The 16773-nt window shown below is 60.2% G+C and carries 14 protein-coding genes; 1 reads left to right on the forward strand and 13 read right to left on the reverse strand.

The window, feature by feature from the left end; translation table 11 throughout:
• Window positions 1-39: 39 nt before the first annotated feature.
• From ACLD1Y_RS29795 to ACLD1Y_RS29810, 4 genes are all read right to left on the reverse strand, one after another.
• The gene (locus ACLD1Y_RS29795) at window positions 40-2607 is read right to left on the reverse strand and encodes a fimbria/pilus outer membrane usher protein (protein WP_429481243.1); all 2568 of its coding nucleotides are present in this window, start codon (window positions 2605-2607) and stop codon (window positions 40-42) included.
• A gap of 139 nt (window positions 2608-2746) precedes the next feature.
• Window positions 2747-3508 carry a fimbrial biogenesis chaperone gene (locus ACLD1Y_RS29800; RefSeq protein ID WP_429481244.1) on the reverse strand — a complete coding sequence of 254 codons (762 nt, stop codon included), beginning with the start codon at window positions 3506-3508 and terminating at the stop codon, window positions 2747-2749.
• Window positions 3509-3515: 7 nt separating this feature from the next.
• Complete coding sequence (locus tag ACLD1Y_RS29805; protein ID WP_429481245.1) at window positions 3516-4292, reverse strand: fimbrial biogenesis chaperone; 777 nt, start codon at window positions 4290-4292, stop codon at window positions 3516-3518.
• Window positions 4293-4385: 93 nt separating this feature from the next.
• Entirely contained in the window at window positions 4386-4967 is a 582-nt protein-coding gene (locus tag ACLD1Y_RS29810) for a fimbrial protein (protein ID WP_429481246.1), read from the reverse strand.
• 370 nt (window positions 4968-5337) lie between these two features.
• Here ACLD1Y_RS29810 and ACLD1Y_RS29815 point away from each other — a divergent pair, with 370 nt between their 5' ends.
• A complete protein-coding gene (locus ACLD1Y_RS29815) occupies window positions 5338-6012 on the forward strand; it encodes a response regulator transcription factor (RefSeq protein ID WP_429481261.1) in 675 nt (224 codons plus the stop codon).
• Window positions 6013-6049: 37 nt separating this feature from the next.
• Here the strand turns inward: ACLD1Y_RS29815 and ACLD1Y_RS29820 are convergent, their stop codons facing one another.
• The 9 genes from ACLD1Y_RS29820 to argS form a co-directional block, all read right to left on the reverse strand.
• On the reverse strand, window positions 6050-6670 hold the full coding sequence (locus ACLD1Y_RS29820; protein WP_185704835.1) for a TetR/AcrR family transcriptional regulator: 621 nt from the start codon (window positions 6668-6670) through the stop codon (window positions 6050-6052).
• A gap of 27 nt (window positions 6671-6697) precedes the next feature.
• Entirely contained in the window at window positions 6698-8380 is a 1683-nt protein-coding gene (gene phaC, locus ACLD1Y_RS29825) for a class II poly(R)-hydroxyalkanoic acid synthase (RefSeq protein WP_429481247.1), read from the reverse strand.
• A gap of 89 nt (window positions 8381-8469) precedes the next feature.
• Window positions 8470-9315 carry a poly(3-hydroxyalkanoate) depolymerase gene (phaZ, locus tag ACLD1Y_RS29830; protein ID WP_429481248.1) on the reverse strand — a complete coding sequence of 282 codons (846 nt, stop codon included), beginning with the start codon at window positions 9313-9315 and terminating at the stop codon, window positions 8470-8472.
• A gap of 149 nt (window positions 9316-9464) precedes the next feature.
• Window positions 9465-11144 (reverse strand): class II poly(R)-hydroxyalkanoic acid synthase, encoded by a 1680-nt coding sequence (phaC, locus tag ACLD1Y_RS29835; protein WP_429481249.1) that lies wholly within the window; start codon window positions 11142-11144, stop codon window positions 9465-9467.
• Between the two features lie 249 nt (window positions 11145-11393).
• Complete coding sequence (locus ACLD1Y_RS29840; protein ID WP_016972724.1) at window positions 11394-11771, reverse strand: gamma-butyrobetaine hydroxylase-like domain-containing protein; 378 nt, start codon at window positions 11769-11771, stop codon at window positions 11394-11396.
• 268 nt (window positions 11772-12039) lie between these two features.
• On the reverse strand, window positions 12040-13377 hold the full coding sequence (gene hslU, locus ACLD1Y_RS29845) for an ATP-dependent protease ATPase subunit HslU (RefSeq protein ID WP_429481250.1): 1338 nt from the start codon (window positions 13375-13377) through the stop codon (window positions 12040-12042).
• Between the two features lie 37 nt (window positions 13378-13414).
• On the reverse strand, window positions 13415-13945 hold the full coding sequence (hslV, locus tag ACLD1Y_RS29850) for an ATP-dependent protease subunit HslV (RefSeq protein ID WP_010563201.1): 531 nt from the start codon (window positions 13943-13945) through the stop codon (window positions 13415-13417).
• A gap of 281 nt (window positions 13946-14226) precedes the next feature.
• A complete protein-coding gene (locus ACLD1Y_RS29855) occupies window positions 14227-14928 on the reverse strand; it encodes an SPOR domain-containing protein (protein ID WP_429481251.1) in 702 nt (233 codons plus the stop codon).
• Between the two features lies 1 nt (window position 14929).
• Window positions 14930-16666, reverse strand: coding sequence for an arginine--tRNA ligase (gene argS / locus ACLD1Y_RS29860; protein ID WP_429481252.1), 1737 nt, complete (start codon window positions 16664-16666; stop codon window positions 14930-14932).
• Window positions 16667-16773: the final 107 nt, after the last annotated feature.

The following is a 16773-nucleotide window of genomic DNA, read 5'->3' on the forward strand; positions in this document are numbered from 1 at the left end:
GGTCCCACAGGAATAAGTTGAGCTTCTGAGCGCACCCGATCATTTGCCGGAATTGGCTTGGCAAGTGCCTGCGTCCAGGTGGCGCAAACGGTTGTTGCCACCTGCCCCTTCTTCCGCCACAAGGCCGTATTGCAATAAGCAAGAGGCATCGGTGTTGGCGCCCCACTTCACGGTCAACGTTCCCTGTGGACGCGCCACGCGCACAAACGCCTTGCCACCCTGGCCGACGATGCCCACGCTGGCGCCACTCTCATCAAACACATCCGAACCAAACGGCAGCAGTGTCCCGTCCTCGCGCAGGGCTGTGATCAAGATCGCCTGGCCGCTGGTGGTCTCAAATTGCAGCTTTACCACCGACCCCGCGCGAGGCGCGATGTTTTGCGCGGCGGTCTTGAGTTCCACGTCCACGGAAAGGTCCTTGGGGTCCAGTTCCACGACGTTCTGGCGATACGGGGTGAGGTGAGGTACTACGGCGTAACCGCTCTTGCCGATTTGGGAACCGTGGTTGCCATTGATGCGCGCGCCTTGGGCATCCGGGGCCTGGACGATGCCGATGGTGTCGCCCAGTTCCGGGGCAAAGGTGACGCCGCCTGCATGGGCGACGATGCCGCCGGTAATGCCCAGGGACGTTGCACGGTAGGCGTTGCTTTGTCCGTAACCTGCAGACAGCACGCCATGACTGGCCTGGTACTTCATATCGGCCGACATCGTGTTGCTACTGCCTTGGGTGCGCGTGCCACCCAGCCCGTAGCTAAACTCGCTGCGCTCGCCCAGGGTGCCGCCGAGGTTCACCCGCTCGCCACTGCTTTGGTTGCCGCGGTAGGCCGTGGTGGTCAAAGTCGGTGCACGTGCGTCATTGCCCAACGGCAGGCTCACGCTCAGTTCCACTTGTTTGTCGACCCTGTCGCTGAGCAGGTCCGTGGTGCGCTGGGCGCTGAGGGTGTAGTTCATGCCTTTCCAGCTACTGGTGTAGCCTGCCGTGAAGGTCACGTTGCCGCTGGAGCGATTCCAGTAGTTTTGCGACGAGCCGGTCAGGTACACCGAACCATTGCCCAGGCTCTGGTTGAGGCTGATGTCCATCCTGTCGCGGATGCGCGACAGGTTGTCCAGGCTGCGCCCCTCGATGGCCAGGTCGCGCACCCTGGCTGCGTCGCCGATGGTCAGGAAGCCTTCGGTGGAGTAACGATAGGCACCGAGGGCAAAGTGGGTGCCGGTGTCGGTGAAGTTCTTGCTGTAGCGCAACTGCAGGCTTTGCCCGTCGCGGGACCCGTAGCCTGGCAGGTAGGCGTTGGAGTTGGTCAGGTCAAAAGACAGTGCGCCAAACGGAGTGTTGAAGGCCGTACCCACTAATTGCGAGCGATAGTCTTCGCCCACCACGGCCCCGGTGTAGCCGGTCAGCAAATTGTTCAGGCCATGTTGGTAAGTGGCTTGCATCAGCTTGGGCGGGTTTTGCAGGCCAATTTCGTCCAGCAGGCCGAAGCTTAAGGAGTAGCGGTTGTGGCCTGCACGCAGCAAGTTGGCGTTGGCGGCAAACGGTACGATGAATTCGCGTTGGCGGCCGTCGGCTTCGGTCACCGTGACCGTCAGGTCGCCGCCATAGCCGGTGGGGAACAGGTCGTTGAGCACAAACGGGCCTGGCGCGACCGACACCTCATCGAGCAACACGCCACGTTGGCGCACGGTGACCCGGGCATTGGTCTCGGCAATGCCCCGTACGACCGGGGCGAATCCGGTCTGGGAGTCGGGCAGCATCCGATCATCGGTGAACAGGCTGGCACCGCGCAGGCGCACGCTGTCGAACAGTTCGCCAGGGGTGTAGATCTCGCCTATTACCAGTTGCGAGCGCAGTGGGCTCAACTCGCGCTGCACATAGGTGCTGCTGCTTTGGTAGCCCGAGCCAGCATCGGTCTGGCTGAAGCTGCCGTTGTGGCGCCAATGCCAGTCGCCCAGGTTGAGCCCGGTGTTCAGGCCCAGGTAGTGAGAGTCGGACGAGCGACCGTTGGTGCGGGTTGCGAAGGTGTTGGCGTTGTAGCGTACAAAAGCGGCATCGACCCCGCTGTCCCAGTGCTTGGGGTCCACGTAGCCGCGCGCCTTGCGTGTCAGGTAGATCTGTGGAATCTGAAGGTCCAGGCGGTTTTCGCCTGAGTCGAACTGGCTGGTGGCGCCTGGCAGGTAAGTGGCGATGTCCGCGCAGCGGTCAAACGGCGGCGGCGCAGGCGCGCCGGTCTCGGCAGATTGTTGTTGCACCGCATCCAGGTCAACGCCTACCCGCAGCAGTGCATCGCGCTCCAGGCACATTTGTGCAGAGTCTTTGCCTTCAACGGCAACGAAGGACAAGGTCTCGCGGCCGAGCCATTGGCCGTTGAGGTGGACGTCGGTGCGATAGCTGCCTGGCAGCACGATGTTGCCTTGGCTGAATTTCGAAATATCGACCTGCTGGCCACCTGCACCGTCAGGAAAGAAGGCCGGGTTGAATTCGACGTTTTCGACGGCCTGGGCGCTCATCGCCTGGGCCCCACTGAGCAACAACAGGCAGCGTGCGGTAAGCGTCAACCGAGGGCGTGTCAGGGACCAAATTCCAGTGCTGGCGGGCGTGTTCAAACTCATGTTTACCATTTCCAAAAAGAGGTGCTGTCTGAATTCGGGCAAAGGGAAGCCCTACCCTGAAAAATGGGCATCAACCGAACGTGTGTAATGAAGTGGGTTAGGCGATCAGGACGCTATGAGGTGCGGTAGGTCTCGTCGGTCATGTTGAAAGCTTGGCGCTGTGGGAAACCTTTACGCCGAAGTCGTCGAGTGTCTGGAACTCTACGGTGGCTGCATTGCCCGGCGGCGACTTGAGGCTGGGCAGCTCGTAGCGGTTGCGCCCCCCTGGTACCACCATGTTTTCTGCGCTTGTTGCGGCGTCCTTGCGGGCGTGCCGCTGCTTTGAATCCAGCACTTCGACCTGCTCGAACGTCACGTGATAGGGCGTAGGGTTATAGACCTCCAGGACTTGGCCTTGCTGGGTTGTCTCACGGCGCCATTCCAGTTTCCCGGGAGCACTCTCAACCCCGTAGGGCAAGCCTTTGGGGCGGAAAAACAGTTTTATCCGGGAGCGGAAGGCGAGCTGCAATTGATTGCTTTGCTCGGCACCTTGGGATTGTGCAGGGACCTCCAGCAGGTTGAACCAGAACAGGCTTTCTTGTGTGGGAGGCAAGGCCTCGCCTGTATACGCCAAGCGCACGACCTGTTGCTTTCCGGGCTCCATGCGAAAGACCGGCGGCGTGGCAATAAAGGGGATCCCGGCCAGGTCCGGTGTTGAATGCTCGTTGCCACTGTCCAGCCAGGCCTGGATCAGCACCGGCGCCTGGTTCTTGCTCTCAAGCCTGACGGTGACCTCTTTGTCATTCTGCGGGTAGATGATCCGGGTGTTGTTGATCACAACGCTTGCGTGCACGGAAACGGCGCCGAACAGGGCAAGCGCCAAGGTCATGAGCTTGATGGGCAGATGGAAGATGGCATTCATACAGCGGTCACCGCGAGGCAGTAGGGGTTAGGCCAGCTGAATGGCGCACGCGGGCACCGTAGTCGCTGACGCTGGTGAATTCGATTTTGACCGTGCCGTTGGGTCGATCACGTAGTTGGGGTAACGCAAACACTTTCACGTCGCCGGCAGGCAGCAACAGGCTGTCGTTGGGCTCCTGGTTCGGCGCTTTGCTGAACCGCTTGCCGTCGCTCAACAAGTCCACCGATGTCAGGGAAATATGGTAGGGCGTAGGGTTTGTCGCTTGCAGCGCAAAGCCCTGGTTGTGGTTCACCAGTTGCCATTGCAGTTTTGACGGCGCGCTGCCCACGGGGTAAGGCAGGTTCGACGGGCGTACGTACACCCGCAGGCGGGTGCGAAACGCCAATTCGATCAGGTTGTTTTGCTCGGAGCCCGTGGTAACCGGTGGCACTTCCAGCACGTTCAGCCAATACAGGCTTTCACGGTCGGTGGGTGCCGCCTCGCCGGAATAGCGCAGGCGCATTGCCTGTTGCTGGTTAGGTTCGATGCGAAAGATCGGTGGCGAAAGGGTAAAGGGCGTTTGCGCCGTTGCCGGCGTCGAGCGAATGTCGCCCGCATCCAGCCAGGTTTGCACCAGCGCCGGGCGGTCGCCTTTGTTTTCCAGCCGTACCACAACCTCCTGTTGTTCGACTGGGTAGATCACGCGGGTGCCGTAAATAATTACGCCTGCATGGGCGGGAAGCGCTTGCAGCAATGACAATCCAAGGCCACAGGTGGCAAGCGCGAGGCAGGCCAGTTTTTTCATAGTCGCAAAGTCTCATCGAAACAGGGGAAGGACCTGCGTAGTTACCGCAGGTCCGGTGCATGCAAGGCTTGCAGAGGCAAGCCTGCTCGCCCCTTAGTCGGCGTACACGACCGTGAAACCAACACGGGTCTTGACCAAGCCCTCGGTGGCGGGTGCAGTGGCATAGAACTGCGCGGCCATTGGGATAACCGCCTGGTTATCGGCGATTACCACACCTTGGGATTTTTCGGTGTAAACGTGAATCGGCGAGCCGTCACGGTTGGTCACCTCAACCTGGACGTTCTTGGCGTTGGTGGTATCGGACGGATCATCGTAGCCATCGATGTTCAAGCGACCGGTTGCCACGTCAATGGCCGGGCTGGTTGGGTCGAACAGAACCAAAGCGGTTCGGCCGTTGGTGCAAGTGCCTTGGCCAGGCCCACCCACACGGATGGTGAAGCCGGTCAGGTTGGCGCGATCACCCGGGTTTGCCAGACGTGAGGCAGAAACGCTTGCCAGGTTGACGTCCTTGACCACAGCCCCCGTGCCTGGTGCAACGCCTTCTACGGTGCAGGTCGTATCGTTTACTTGGCCGGAAAAGTTGATGTTGCCGTCAATCGCTGCATGTGCCGATTGCGATACAGCGGCGGCCAGGGCTAGAGCTGCCGCAACTGTGGAGAGCGCATTGAATTTCATAGTATTCCCAATCTTGAGTTATCGGTGAGGCCTGCCGCAGGTAGTGATAGACCCGTGCCTCTAAACGTGCGTTGAAGGCGTCGGCTTGGCGGGAGGAATATTTGTCTAATGCGCATGTAATTGCCTATAGAGAAGTAGCGATGTTTGTCTCGTGATTATTCGAAAATCGTCCATTTTATGAAAGATTTTGAATTGACTTTTTGGTGTAAGACGTGGCTGTAAGACTCTCCTGAAAGAATGGGACTTATTATTTTGCTGTATTGATACCTGTGGATGGCTGGGATATACCGTGTTCGTAATAGTTCAACGTTACTTGGGGTTGGCGGTATTTACTTATGCGGGTTTCCTGATGGCGAGTTCAATTTCTAAGATGCACACCGTCATATTACTGGATGACCATGAAATGGTCCGGCAGGGGATCGAGTTGGGCCTGAGCAAAGAAGCTGACCTAGATGTGGTCGGCTCCTTCGGCACCGGTAGGGAATTATTGGAGGCCCTGGCCCAGAGGCCTGTGGATGTGGTGGTCATGGATTTTGTCCTGGGGCCCTCGGACATCGATGGCCTCAGCCTGATCCAGACGCTGAGTAGGCGCTTTAGCAAATGCAAATGTATTGTTGTGTCCTCTCACTGCACCCCGGCGACTGTTTCACTGGCATTGAAGGCGGGAAGTTGGGGGGTGTTGGGAAAGACCCGAAACCTGACTGAGTTGATCACGGCGATTCGAACGGTGGCCCAAGGGCGCATTTACTTGGAACCCTGCATGTTGCCTGCGCTGCAGGGGGCGCAGTCGATGTTGGAGGTGACCAGTATAAAGTCGAAGATGGAAATCTCGTCTCCTGTGCGCTTGAACGCCAGCCTTACGCCAAAAGAGCAGGAGGTGCTGCGTTGCTTTCTGGACGGTATGTCGGTGAACTCAATTGCGGCCAAGTTTTCGCGAAGTGCGAGTACGATAAGCACGCAGAAACAATCGGCTTATCGAAAGTTGGGTATAAAATCTGACAGTGAATTGTTTAAAATCACTCAGCAGTTTGGAGGGGCAGGTTGATGCGGTAGTTGTAAGAATTTTTTCTTATTGCTGTAAGTTAAATAGGGCTATCCAAGTAACGCAGGGCCAATCGCTCGGTCGCCTGGCGCGCAGGAGGCAACAGGTGCGGTGCCACCAGCATCATGATCTGGTAGATCACCACCTGTACTTCGCCTTCACGGTCGAGGATTCGTTGGTAGTCCAGGGAGAACAGCAGGGTCATCGTGATCTGTTCAACCAGTTGCCCCAAGGCTTGAGTGTCACTGACCAACTGCCCGGCTGCCTTCAATCGCGCCAGTAACGACGCGAGGGTCCGCTTGAGTGCCGTGAGCAGGTTGCGAATGCCCTTGGCCAGCTTCGGCAAGCGCCCCGCCAGGTTGGACAGGTCCTGAAACAGAAACCGGTAGTGGGCCATGCGCTCGACAATCAGGTGTAGGAACAGCCAGTAGTCCTGCGCCTCCAGTTGAGCATCTGCCGGTGGATCGAGCAGCGGCGCCAGTTCGTTCTGGAAACGTTCGAACAGCCCAAGCACCAGCGGTTCCTTGCCATGGAAGTGGTAGTAGAGGTTGCCGGGGCTGATCCCCATTTCATTGGCCACCTCCATGGTCGACACGTTCGGCTCGCCCTTCTGGTTGAACAACTGCAGGGCACATTCAAGGATACGGTCGCGGGTCTTCATCCAGTCTTCTTAATCTGATCGTTGAGCTCAGCGCACGCGCACGTAGGTGCCTGGCGCTGCTTCCATCGGTGGGTAGTTCTGGTTGCCCAGGGCGGTGAGGGTTTCGCGTTGCACACCGGAGCGTTGCTGGATCCACTCCAGCCACTGCGGCCACCAGCTGCCTTCGATGTGATTGGCGTCGTAGTACCAGGCACGTGGGTCGCTGCTTAGCTTGGAGTTCTCGACGTAGTTGGCCTTGGGGTTGCCCGGCGGGTTGAGGATGCTCTGGATATGCCCGCTGTTGGACAGCACGAAGCGCTTGTCGCCGCCCAGCAGCTGGGTGGAGCGGTACACCGCGTCCCAGGGTGTGATGTGGTCGTTGATGCCGGCCACGCTGAAACTGTCTACCGTGACCTTCTGCAAGTCGATGGGCGTGCCGCACACCTCCAGACCGCCTGGATGGCTGAGGGGGTTGTGCTTGAAGAAGTCCAGCAGGTCGCCGTGCATGGCGGCAGGCAGGCGCGTGTTGTCGTTGTTCCAGTACAGGATGTCGAAGGCCGGCGGTTCCTTGCCCAGCAGGTAGTTGTTGACCCAGTAGTTCCAGATCAGGTCGTTGGGACGCATCCAGGCAAATACCTTGGCCATGTCGCGGCCGTCCAGCACGCCTTGCTGGTAGGAGCGGCGCTTGGCGGCTTCCAGGGTTTGTTCGTCGGCGAACAGCGTGGCGGGGCTGTCGATTTGGCTGTCCAGCAGGCTCACCAAATAGCTGGCGCTGGAGATGCGCCGCAGCTGGCGCTTGGCTTGCAGGTGGCCTTGCAGCGCGGCGATGGTCAGGCCGCCGGCGCAGGCGCCCATCAGGTTGACCTCGCGGGCACCGGTGATCGCGCGGCATACGTTGAGGGCTTCCTCCAGCGCCGCAACGTAGGTGGACAGGCCCCATTCGCGATGGCGCACATCCGGGTTGCGCCAACTGACCATAAAAGTCTGCAGGCCGTTTTTCAGGGCGTACTGCACAAAGCTGTTGGCCGGGCTCAGGTCAAAGATGTAGTACTTGTTGATTTGCGGCGGCACCACCAACAGCGGCTTGGCGTACTGCTTTTCGCTCATGGGCTTGTACTGGATCAGTTCCAGCAGCTCATTGCGAAACACCACGGAGCCTGGGGTGGTGGCGACCGTCTTGCCGACTTCAAAGGCATGCTTGCTCACCTGGCGTGGCAGGCCATTATTGTGTACCAAGTCTTCGAACAGGTTGGTCACGCCGCGCACCACGCTGTTGCCGCCGGAGTTGAGCAGCTCCTTGATGGCCAGTGGGTTGAGCAGGGTGTTAGACGGCGAGACGGCATCGTTGATCAGGGAGAAGGCGAAGTGCGCTCGGGCCCGATCATCGGCGCTCAGGGAACTGTCGTCGATCCAGTGGCGGGTTTGTTTTTGCCAGCTCAGATAGGCTTGCAGGCTGCGGCGGTACAGCGGGTTGAGTTTCCAGGTGGGGTCGCTGAAGCGGCTGTCGTGGGGGTTGGGTTCATGCACGGTTTCGCCCAGCAGCACACGCCCTAACTGACCGCTCAATGCCCAGGCATGGCGCGCGGTGTGCACTGGGTTGCGCAGGCCGTGTGCAGCGACACTGCGCAGGGTTGACAGCAAGTCACGACCGCGCAGGCCGGTGATTGCGTTTTGCGCATTGATGAACACGGCCGGGGTGGGCGCCGGGTTCGTCACGGGTCTTTCTCGCATGAGCCAACACTCCTTCGTCAAGCCATCAAACAGGCACGCCAATTCAGAACCATAGTCGGTTCCTGGCAAGTTGCGCGGCGGTGTGGTCCTTACACGGCCGGTCGCGGATGAATCACCGCACGCATGCGCTCCTCTTCGAGAAACTTCATGATGATCGGCGCTACGGCCTCGGCCCGGGTGATCAGGAATAGGTGGCCGTCATCGATGATGTGTAGCTGCGCATTGGGAATCCGCCAAGCCAGCATGCGCATGTTGATCAGCGGGATCAGCGGGTCGTCGTCCCCGGCCAGTACCAGCGTCGGTTGGCGGATCTTGTGCAGCCAATGGATGCTGGTCCAGCCCAACCCGGCGAACAGTTGCCAGTAGTAACCCAGCTTGCCGGCCGAACGCACTTTGCTGGCGTGTTCGGCCGCGAGTTTGGAATCGCGGCGGAACGAGCCGCCATAAATCATCGGCGCAATGCGCACCACATGGGAGGGTTGGATGTAACGCCGTGGGCTGGCCATCAGCCACAACACTTTCGGCTTGCCCGGCACCATCACTGCGCCCGCCGCCGTAGCTGCCAGGATCAGCTTCTTGCAGCGTTCCGGATAGTCGTAGGCAAACTGTTGCGCCAGTGCGCCGCCCCAGGACACGCCCACCACGTTGACCTGGCCATAATCCAGGTAATCGAGCATGCGCGCGGTGAGCTTGGCCAGGCCCGGAAAACGGTACGGTCGTTTGGGCGTGGATGAGCCGCCCACTCCGGGTACATCGAAGGCGATCACCTCCAGGTCCGGGTCCAGGGCCTGGACGAACGGAAACACCAACTCAAGGTTGGCACCGATGCCATTGAAGATCAGCAGCGGCGTCAAGTGAGGCTTGCCCGGGCGCACCGCCGTGCGGATGGTCTGGCCATCCAGGTCGATGGTACGGAAGATGAACGGTTGCGGCATGCTCAAGCCCTGTGAAGTGTGACAGCCGGAATGCGGTCTAAATGTGGGAGCGGGCTTGCTCGCGAAAGCGGTGTATCAGTATCAGATGTGCTGACTGACACACCGCTTTCGCGAGCAAGCCCGCTCCCACATTTGGATCTCATTTCAATCTAGCGTTCGTGTACATACGTGCCGGGCGCCGCCTCTGCTGCGGCATAAGTCTTGTTCCCCAAACTCGTCGGCGCCTTCTTCAACTTCCCCGCCCGCTCCGCCTGCCACGCCTGCCAATGCAACCACCAGGAATCGGTGTGCTTGGTCGCATTCTCCTGCCACTCCAGCGGCTTCGCCGTCAGGCTGTCACTGGTCTGGTAGCGCGCCTTGGGGTTGCCCGGGGGGTTGAGGATGCTCTGGATATGCCCGCTGCTGGACAACACAAACTCCACCTTGCCACCAAACAGCTGCGCCGACTTGTAGCAGGACTGCCACGGGGTGATGTGGTCGTTGGTGCCGGCCAGTGAGTAGATGTCGGCGGTGACTTGCTTGAGGTCGATGGGGGTGCCGCACACTTCCAGGGCGTTGGCGCGCACCAGTGGGTTGTTCTTGAACAGTTCGATCAGGTCGCCGTGGAACGCAGCGGGCAAGCGGGTGGTGTCGTTGTTCCAGAACAGGATGTCGAACACCGGCGGCTCATTGCCCAACAGGTAGTTGTTGACCCAGTAGTTCCAGATCAGGTCGTTGGGCCGCATCCAGGCGAACACCTTGGCCATGTCGCGGCCTTCCAACACACCGGCCTGGTAGGAGTGGCGCTTAGCCGCCTCCAGGGTCTGCTCATCGACGAACAGCGCCACCTGGGTGTCCAGGGTGGTGTCCAGCACACTCACCAGCAGGGTCAGGGCGTTGACCTTCTTCTCGCCCAGCGCCGCGTAGTGGCCCAGCAGGGCGGTGCAGGTGATGCCGCCGGAACAGGCGCCGAGCATGTTGATGTCTTTGCTGCCGGTGATGGCGGTCACCACATCCACCGCTTCCTTGAGCGCCTCGATGTACGTGGACAGCCCCCACTCGCGCTGGGCCTTGGTCGGGTTGCGCCAGCTCACGATAAAGGTTTGCTGGCCATTGCGCAGGCAGAAGCGCGCCAGGCTCTTATCCGGGCTCAGGTCGAATACGTAGAATTTGTTGATCTGCGGCGGCACCACCAACAGCGGGCGCTCGTGCACCTGTTCGGTGATCGGTTTGTACTGGATCAGTTCCAGCACGTCATTGCGAAACACCACCGCGCCCTCGCTGGTGCCCAGGGTCTTGCCCACTTCAAAGGCGCCCATGTTGACCTGGCTCGGCATGCCGCCGTTGTGCACCATGTCCTTGGCCAGATGAGACAGGCCGTCGAGCAGGCTCTTGCCGCCGGTTTCAAAGAAGCGTTTGACCGCCGCCGGGTTGGCCGCGCTGTTGGTGGGGGCCATGGCTTCGGTCATCAGGTTGATCACGAAGTGACCGCGGCTGATGTCCTGAGGGGACAGGTTGCTGTCGCCGATCCAGTCGTGCAGTTCCTTGCGCCACGCCAGGTAGGTTTGCAGGTAGCGTTTGTAGAGCGGGTTCTGGCTCCAGGCCGGGTCATGGAAGCGACGGTCGTCGCTCTCGGGCACCAGTTGGGATTTGCCGAACATCACGTTCTTCAATTCGACGCCGAAGTGGGCGACGTGCTTGACGCTGTGCAACGGTTGCTTGATGGCTTGGGTCAGCACCATCTTCGCCGAGGCGAGTAAATCCTTTTTCCGTAACGCGATGATCGGGTTGAGCCCCAGGGTGTTTTCCGAGGCCTGGCGTTTCAAGTCATCGTTGTTCTTGTTACTCATCTACGACGCTCCATTGTCCGAAAGACGAGTACCCGTTACCGCTGTGCACCCATTATCGATACACAACACAAGCCAGGTACTGCGACTCGGGTGACCGTTGATACCGCATCGTCAAATGCAGGGAACTTGCCAGTTCCATTGGTTACCCGAGTTTAATTTTTTTCGCAAGCGGGCCAATCGTTGGCCACGCGACAGGGCATTCAAACAGATGAAATTAGAAAATGCCCTCTAAAGAGCAAGACGCCTGGGCTAGAGCATCAGCCGCACAACCGACTCACTCGGATCGCGGGTTTTGCCGGCCGCTTTGAGTTCGGCCAGATAATCAGCCCACAACGCATCCTGGCGCACCGCCAGTTGGTAGAGGTAGTCCCAGGTGAACAGTCCGCTGTCATGACCGTCATCGAAGGTCAGTTTCAGTGCGTATTGGCCAGCGGGCTCTATCTTGGTGAGCCGGACGTTGAGCTTGCCGAATTGCAGGATGGGCTTGCCGTGGCCCTGCACCTCAGCGGAAGGCGAGTGGGTGCGCAGCAGTTCGGCGGGGAGTTGGTACACCTCGTCGGGCCCGTAGGTGAGGCCGAGGGTGTTGGAGGTTTTGTGGAGATTTACAGCGGTGGGAAATTTGGTCATGGCGCAAGTCGTCCAGTATGGCTGTTATATGTGGCGAGGGAGCTTGCTCCCGCTGGGCTGCGCAGCGGCCCCAAAATCTTGGGAGCGCTTCGCACTCCAGCGGGAGCAAGCTCCCTCGCCACATATAACAGCCATACTGGACGACTTGCGCCATGACCAAATTTCCCACCGCTGTAAATCTCCACAAAACCTCCAACACCCTCGGCCTCACCNCTCCAGCGGGAGCAAGCTCCCTCGCCACAAGAGCCGGCTATCACCGATAGATGACTTACAGGATATAACGAGACAAGTCTTCGTTCTGCGCCAATTCGCCCAAGTGGCTGTTGACGTATTCAGCGTCGATCTTGATCACTTCGCCATTTTGCGCCCCAGCCAAATCGCCAGCACTGAAGGACACCTCCTCCAGCAAACGCTCCAGCAAGGTGTGCAAGCGACGGGCACCGATGTTCTCGGTCTTCTCGTTGACCTGCCAAGCAATCTCCGCCAGGCGCTTGATGCCGTCCGGTTGGAACTCGATGCCCAGGCCTTCGGTTTTCAGCAGCTCGCGGTACTGCTCGGTCAGCGACGCGTGCGGCTCGCTGAGAATGCGTTCGAAGTCGCCCGGGGTCAGCGCCTTGAGTTCCACGCGGATCGGCAGGCGGCCTTGCAGCTCCGGCACCAGGTCGCTTGGCTTGCTCAGGTGAAACGCACCGGAGGCGATAAACAGGATGTGGTCGGTCTTGACCATGCCCAGCTTAGTGTTCACGGTGCAGCCTTCGATCAGCGGCAGCAGGTCGCGCTGTACGCCTTCGCGGGACACATCGACGCCGCCGGAGTTACCGCGCTTGGCCACCTTGTCGATCTCGTCGATAAACACGATGCCGTGCTGTTCGACGGCTTCCAGGGCCTTGGCCTTGAGTTCTTCCTCATTGACCAGGCGCCCGGCTTCTTCGTCGCGCACCAGTTTCAGCGCTTCCTTCACCTTGAGCTTGCGGCTTTTCTTTTTGCCCTTGCCCATGTTGGCAAACAGGTTTTGCAGCTGGCTGGTCATTTCTTCCATGCCAGGCGGCGCGGAGATATCGACGCCGGCCACTTCGGCGACTTCGATCTCGATTTCCTTGTCGTCCAGTTGGCCTTCACGCAGGCGTTTGCGGAACAGCTGGCGGGTGTTGGAGTCCGAGGCCGGTGCGGCGTCTTCGTTGAAGCCCATGCGCGCCGGTGGCAGCAGGGCATCGAGGATGCGCTCTTCGGCGGCGTCTTCGGCGCGGTGGCTGACCTTGGTCATTTCCTGTTCGCGCAGCAGCTTCAGCGCTGCATCGGCCAGGTCGCGGATGATTGACTCAACGTCACGGCCCACATAGCCCACTTCGGTGAACTTGGTGGCTTCGACCTTGATGAACGGTGCGTTGGCCAGCTTGGCCAAGCGGCGGGCGATCTCGGTTTTACCCACGCCTGTAGGACCGATCATCAGGATGTTCTTGGGCGTTACTTCAACGCGCAGTTCTTCGGGCAGTTGCATCCGGCGCCAGCGGTTACGCAGGGCGATGGCAACGGCACGCTTGGCATCGTCCTGGCCGATGATATGGCGGTTGAGTTCGTGGACGATTTCGCGGGGAGTCATGGACATAGTATTTGGCGGCCTCAAGCGGGAATAAGCCTACGGCTTACTCGGCGAGGTCCTGCTCCTCAATGGTGAAGTTGTGGTTGGTGAACACGCAGATATCGCCGGCGATGCCCAGGGCGGTCTCGACGATTTCACGGGCCGACAGGTCGGTTTTCTTCAACAGTGCGCTGGCCGCAGCCTGGGCGTAGCCACCGCCGGAACCCATGGCGATCAGGCCGTGCTCGGGCTCAACCACATCGCCGTTGCCGGTGATGATCAGGGACGCGTCTTTGTTGGCCACGGCCAACATGGCTTCCAGGCGGCTGAGGGAGCGGTCGGTGCGCCATTCTTTGGCGAGTTCGACGGCGGCGCGCACGAGGTGGCCCTGGTGTTTTTCCAGTTGGCCTTCGAAACGTTCAAAAAGGGTGAAGGCGTCGGCGGTAGCGCCGGCAAAGCCCGCGAGAACCTGGCCGTGGTACAGGCGACGCACTTTCTTGGCGTTGCCTTTCATCACGGTGTTGCCAAGGGAAACCTGGCCGTCGCCGCCCATGACGACTTTGCCGTGGCGACGTACTGAAACGATGGTGGTCAAGGGGAGAGTCTCCACGCAGCGGGGCGAAAATGCCCTGATGAAAACTCATATGGGGGTGGCGGGGGGGATTTCAACCGTAGGGGCAGTGTGCGGACGAGTGGTGTTTATCTTTCGGACACGCCGCAAAACAAAATGTGGGAGCGGTTTTGTGGCGAGGGAGCTTGCTCCCGCTGGAGTGCGAAGCGCTCCCAAGACCTTGGGGCCGCTGCGCAGCCCAGCGGGAGCAAGCTCCCTCGCCACAGCAAACCAGCTCCCACATTTTGATCGGTGTCGGCTGTGGCTCAGCGGCTCTGGCGTTGTTGTAACAACAGGTTGCTAAACCCTGCGCCGGCCAGTTGCTTCTGTGCCACGGTCAGCTGTTCACGGTTGCTGAACGGCCCCACCAGCACGCGATACCACGTCGCATCCTTCACCGTGCCGGACTCTACTGTCACCGCCTGGCCCAGCAGAATGATCTGCGCCCGTACCCGATCCGCATCCGCCTGTTTGGGGAACGAGCCCGCTTGCAGGAAGAACTTGGTCACCGGTGCTGCCTTGGTCTCTGCCACAGGCGGTGCTGGCGGCGGGGTGATGCCGGCCAGCGCGGCCTGGGCGCGCGCGGTATCGATCTTCGCCGCTTCAGCAGGGGTAACCGGCGTGGTCGGAACTTGTGGCGTCGGCAGGGTTTTCTCCGGCACGGCGTCAGGCGGCACGATCACTTCCGACTCCGGCAGCAGCGTGTAGAAGTCGTACTTCGGCTTCACCGGTGCAGTCGGGCTCGGCGTGGTTTTATTGGCTTCGGCCATTTTCGTGGCCTTTTGCTGTTCCTGTTTGACTCGTTTGACGTCATCGCCCTTGCCTGGGTCCAGCTTCATCAGGAACACAATAAAAGCGCCGACCGATAGACCGATGGCCATCCATAGCCAGCCCGGAATCGGTTTCTTCGCTGGGGCCTGGTAGCGGCTGGCGCCGCGCTTGGGTGCAGGTTTTTTCTTGGCAGCCAACTTACATGCGCTCCAGGGTTTCCAGGCCCAGCAGTTCCAGGCCTTGCTTGAGGGTACGACCGGCCAATGCGGCGAGGCGCAGGCGGCTTTGCTTCTGGGCTTCGTCGTCGGCGGTGAGGATCGGGCAGTTCTCGTAGAAGCTGGAGAACAGGCCGGCCACTTCGTACAGGTAGGTGCACAAGATGTGCGGCGTGCCTTTCTCGCCGACGCTGTTCAATACTTCGCCGAATTGCGCCAGCTTGGCCGCCAATTCCTGTTCGTGTGGGGCATCCAGCACGATCTGGCCTTCAACTTCGCTGAAATCCTTGCCCAGCTTGCGGAACACGCCCGCCACACGGGTGTAGGCGTACAGCAGGTACGGCGCGGTGTTGCCTTCGAAGTTGAGCATCAGCTCAAAGTTGAAGCTGTAGTCGCTGGTGCGGTGCTTGGACAGGTCGGCGTATTTCACCGCGCCAATGCCCACCACGCGGGCGATGTTGCGCAGGTCGGCCTCGGCCAGCTCCGGGTTCTTTTCCTTCACCAGGTTGTAGGCACGTTCCTGGGCTTCGTTGAGCAGGTCGATCAATTTGACGGTGCCGCCGTCGCGGGTCTTGAACGGGCGGCCGTCGGCGCCGTTCATGGTGCCAAAACCCATGTGTTCCATGTGCATCGGGTGGGTGATAAAGCCCGCGCGACGGGCCACTTCGAACACCTGCTGGAAGTGCAGGGCCTGGCGCTGGTCGACGAAGTACAGCGCACGGTCGGCCTTGAGCACGCCACTGCGGTAGCGCACGGCTGCCAGGTCAGTGGTGGCATACAGGTAGCCGCCATCGGCCTTGACGATGATTACCGGCAGCGGCTCGCCATCGGCGGTCTTGAATTCTTCGAGGAACACGCACTGGGCGCCGTTGCTTTCCACCAGCAGGCCCTTGGCCTTGAGGTCGTTGACCACGTTGATCAGGTCGTCGTTGTAGGCGCTTTCGCCCATCACGTCGGCCATGGTCAGTTTGACGTTGAGCAGCTCGTAGATTTCCTGGCAGTGGGACAGGGAGATGTCACGGAAGCGGCTCCACAGTTCCAGGCATTCCTGGTCGCCGGCTTGCAGCTTGACCACCAGGCCACGGGCGCGGTCGGCGAACTCTTCGGATTCGTCGAAGCGCTTCTTGGCGGCGCGGTAGAAGTTTTCCAGGTCCGACAGTTCGTTGCTGGTGATCGGGTTTTCTTGCAGGTACGCCATCAGCATGCCGAACTGGGTGCCCCAGTCGCCCACGTGGTTCTGACGGATCACGGTGTCGCCGAGGAACTCCAGCACGCGCGCCACGCCGTCACCAATGATGGTGGAGCGCAGGTGGCCCACGTGCATCTCTTTGGCCAGGTTAGGCGCCGACAGGTCGATGGCCACGCGTTCCAGTGGGCCGGCCTTGCGCACGCCGATCTTGGCATCGGCCAGGGCCGCGTCCAGGCGCGCCGCCAGGGCCTGGGTGTTCTGGAAGAAGTTGATAAAGCCTGGGCCGGCAATTTCGGCCTTGGTGACGCTGTCGTCGGCAGGCAGGGCAGCAATGATTTTTTCCGCCAGGTCGCGGGGCTTCATGCCCGCCGGCTTGGACAGCATCATCGCGATGTTGCTGGCGAAGTCACCGTGGGTCTTGTCGCGGGTGTTTTCCACCTGGATCGCCGGCGTCAGGCCTTCAGGCAACACACCTTCGTTGACGAGTTGGGTGAGGGCTTGTTGGATCAGCTGGCGAATGGTGTCTTTCATGGTGTTCTCTTTGTGCCGCAAGCGGCGGCGCGCGATGCGCAGGTGGAAAAACTGGGCATTATCCGTGGCGAGGGCGGGCTTGCCAACCTTCGCGGGACCTATGGCCA

It is taken from the genome of Pseudomonas sp. 18175, from assembly GCF_050432925.1.
Lineage (GTDB): Bacteria > Pseudomonadota > Gammaproteobacteria > Pseudomonadales > Pseudomonadaceae > Aquipseudomonas.

Excerpts from the sequence above, each read along its gene's own strand:
- ACLD1Y_RS29795 (WP_429481243.1), bottom strand. The coding sequence starts at position 2,607 with ATGAGTTTGAACACGCCCGCCAGCACTGGAATTTGGTCCCTGACACGC.
- phaC (WP_429481249.1), bottom strand. The coding sequence starts at position 11,144 with ATGAGTAACAAGAACAACGATGACTTGAAACGCCAGGCCTCGGAAAAC.
- phaZ (WP_429481248.1), bottom strand. The coding sequence starts at position 9,315 with ATGCCGCAACCGTTCATCTTCCGTACCATCGACCTGGATGGCCAGACC.
- ACLD1Y_RS29815 (WP_429481261.1), top strand. The coding sequence starts at position 5,338 with ATGCACACCGTCATATTACTGGATGACCATGAAATGGTCCGGCAGGGG.
- ACLD1Y_RS29820 (WP_185704835.1), bottom strand. The coding sequence starts at position 6,670 with ATGAAGACCCGCGACCGTATCCTTGAATGTGCCCTGCAGTTGTTCAAC.
- ACLD1Y_RS29840 (WP_016972724.1), bottom strand. The coding sequence starts at position 11,771 with ATGACCAAATTTCCCACCGCTGTAAATCTCCACAAAACCTCCAACACC.
- hslU (WP_429481250.1), bottom strand. The coding sequence starts at position 13,377 with ATGTCCATGACTCCCCGCGAAATCGTCCACGAACTCAACCGCCATATC.
- argS (WP_429481252.1), bottom strand. The coding sequence starts at position 16,666 with ATGAAAGACACCATTCGCCAGCTGATCCAACAAGCCCTCACCCAACTC.
- ACLD1Y_RS29810 (WP_429481246.1), bottom strand. The coding sequence starts at position 4,967 with ATGAAATTCAATGCGCTCTCCACAGTTGCGGCAGCTCTAGCCCTGGCC.
- ACLD1Y_RS29805 (WP_429481245.1), bottom strand. The coding sequence starts at position 4,292 with ATGAAAAAACTGGCCTGCCTCGCGCTTGCCACCTGTGGCCTTGGATTG.
- phaC (WP_429481247.1), bottom strand. The coding sequence starts at position 8,380 with ATGCGAGAAAGACCCGTGACGAACCCGGCGCCCACCCCGGCCGTGTTC.
- ACLD1Y_RS29800 (WP_429481244.1), bottom strand. The coding sequence starts at position 3,508 with ATGAATGCCATCTTCCATCTGCCCATCAAGCTCATGACCTTGGCGCTT.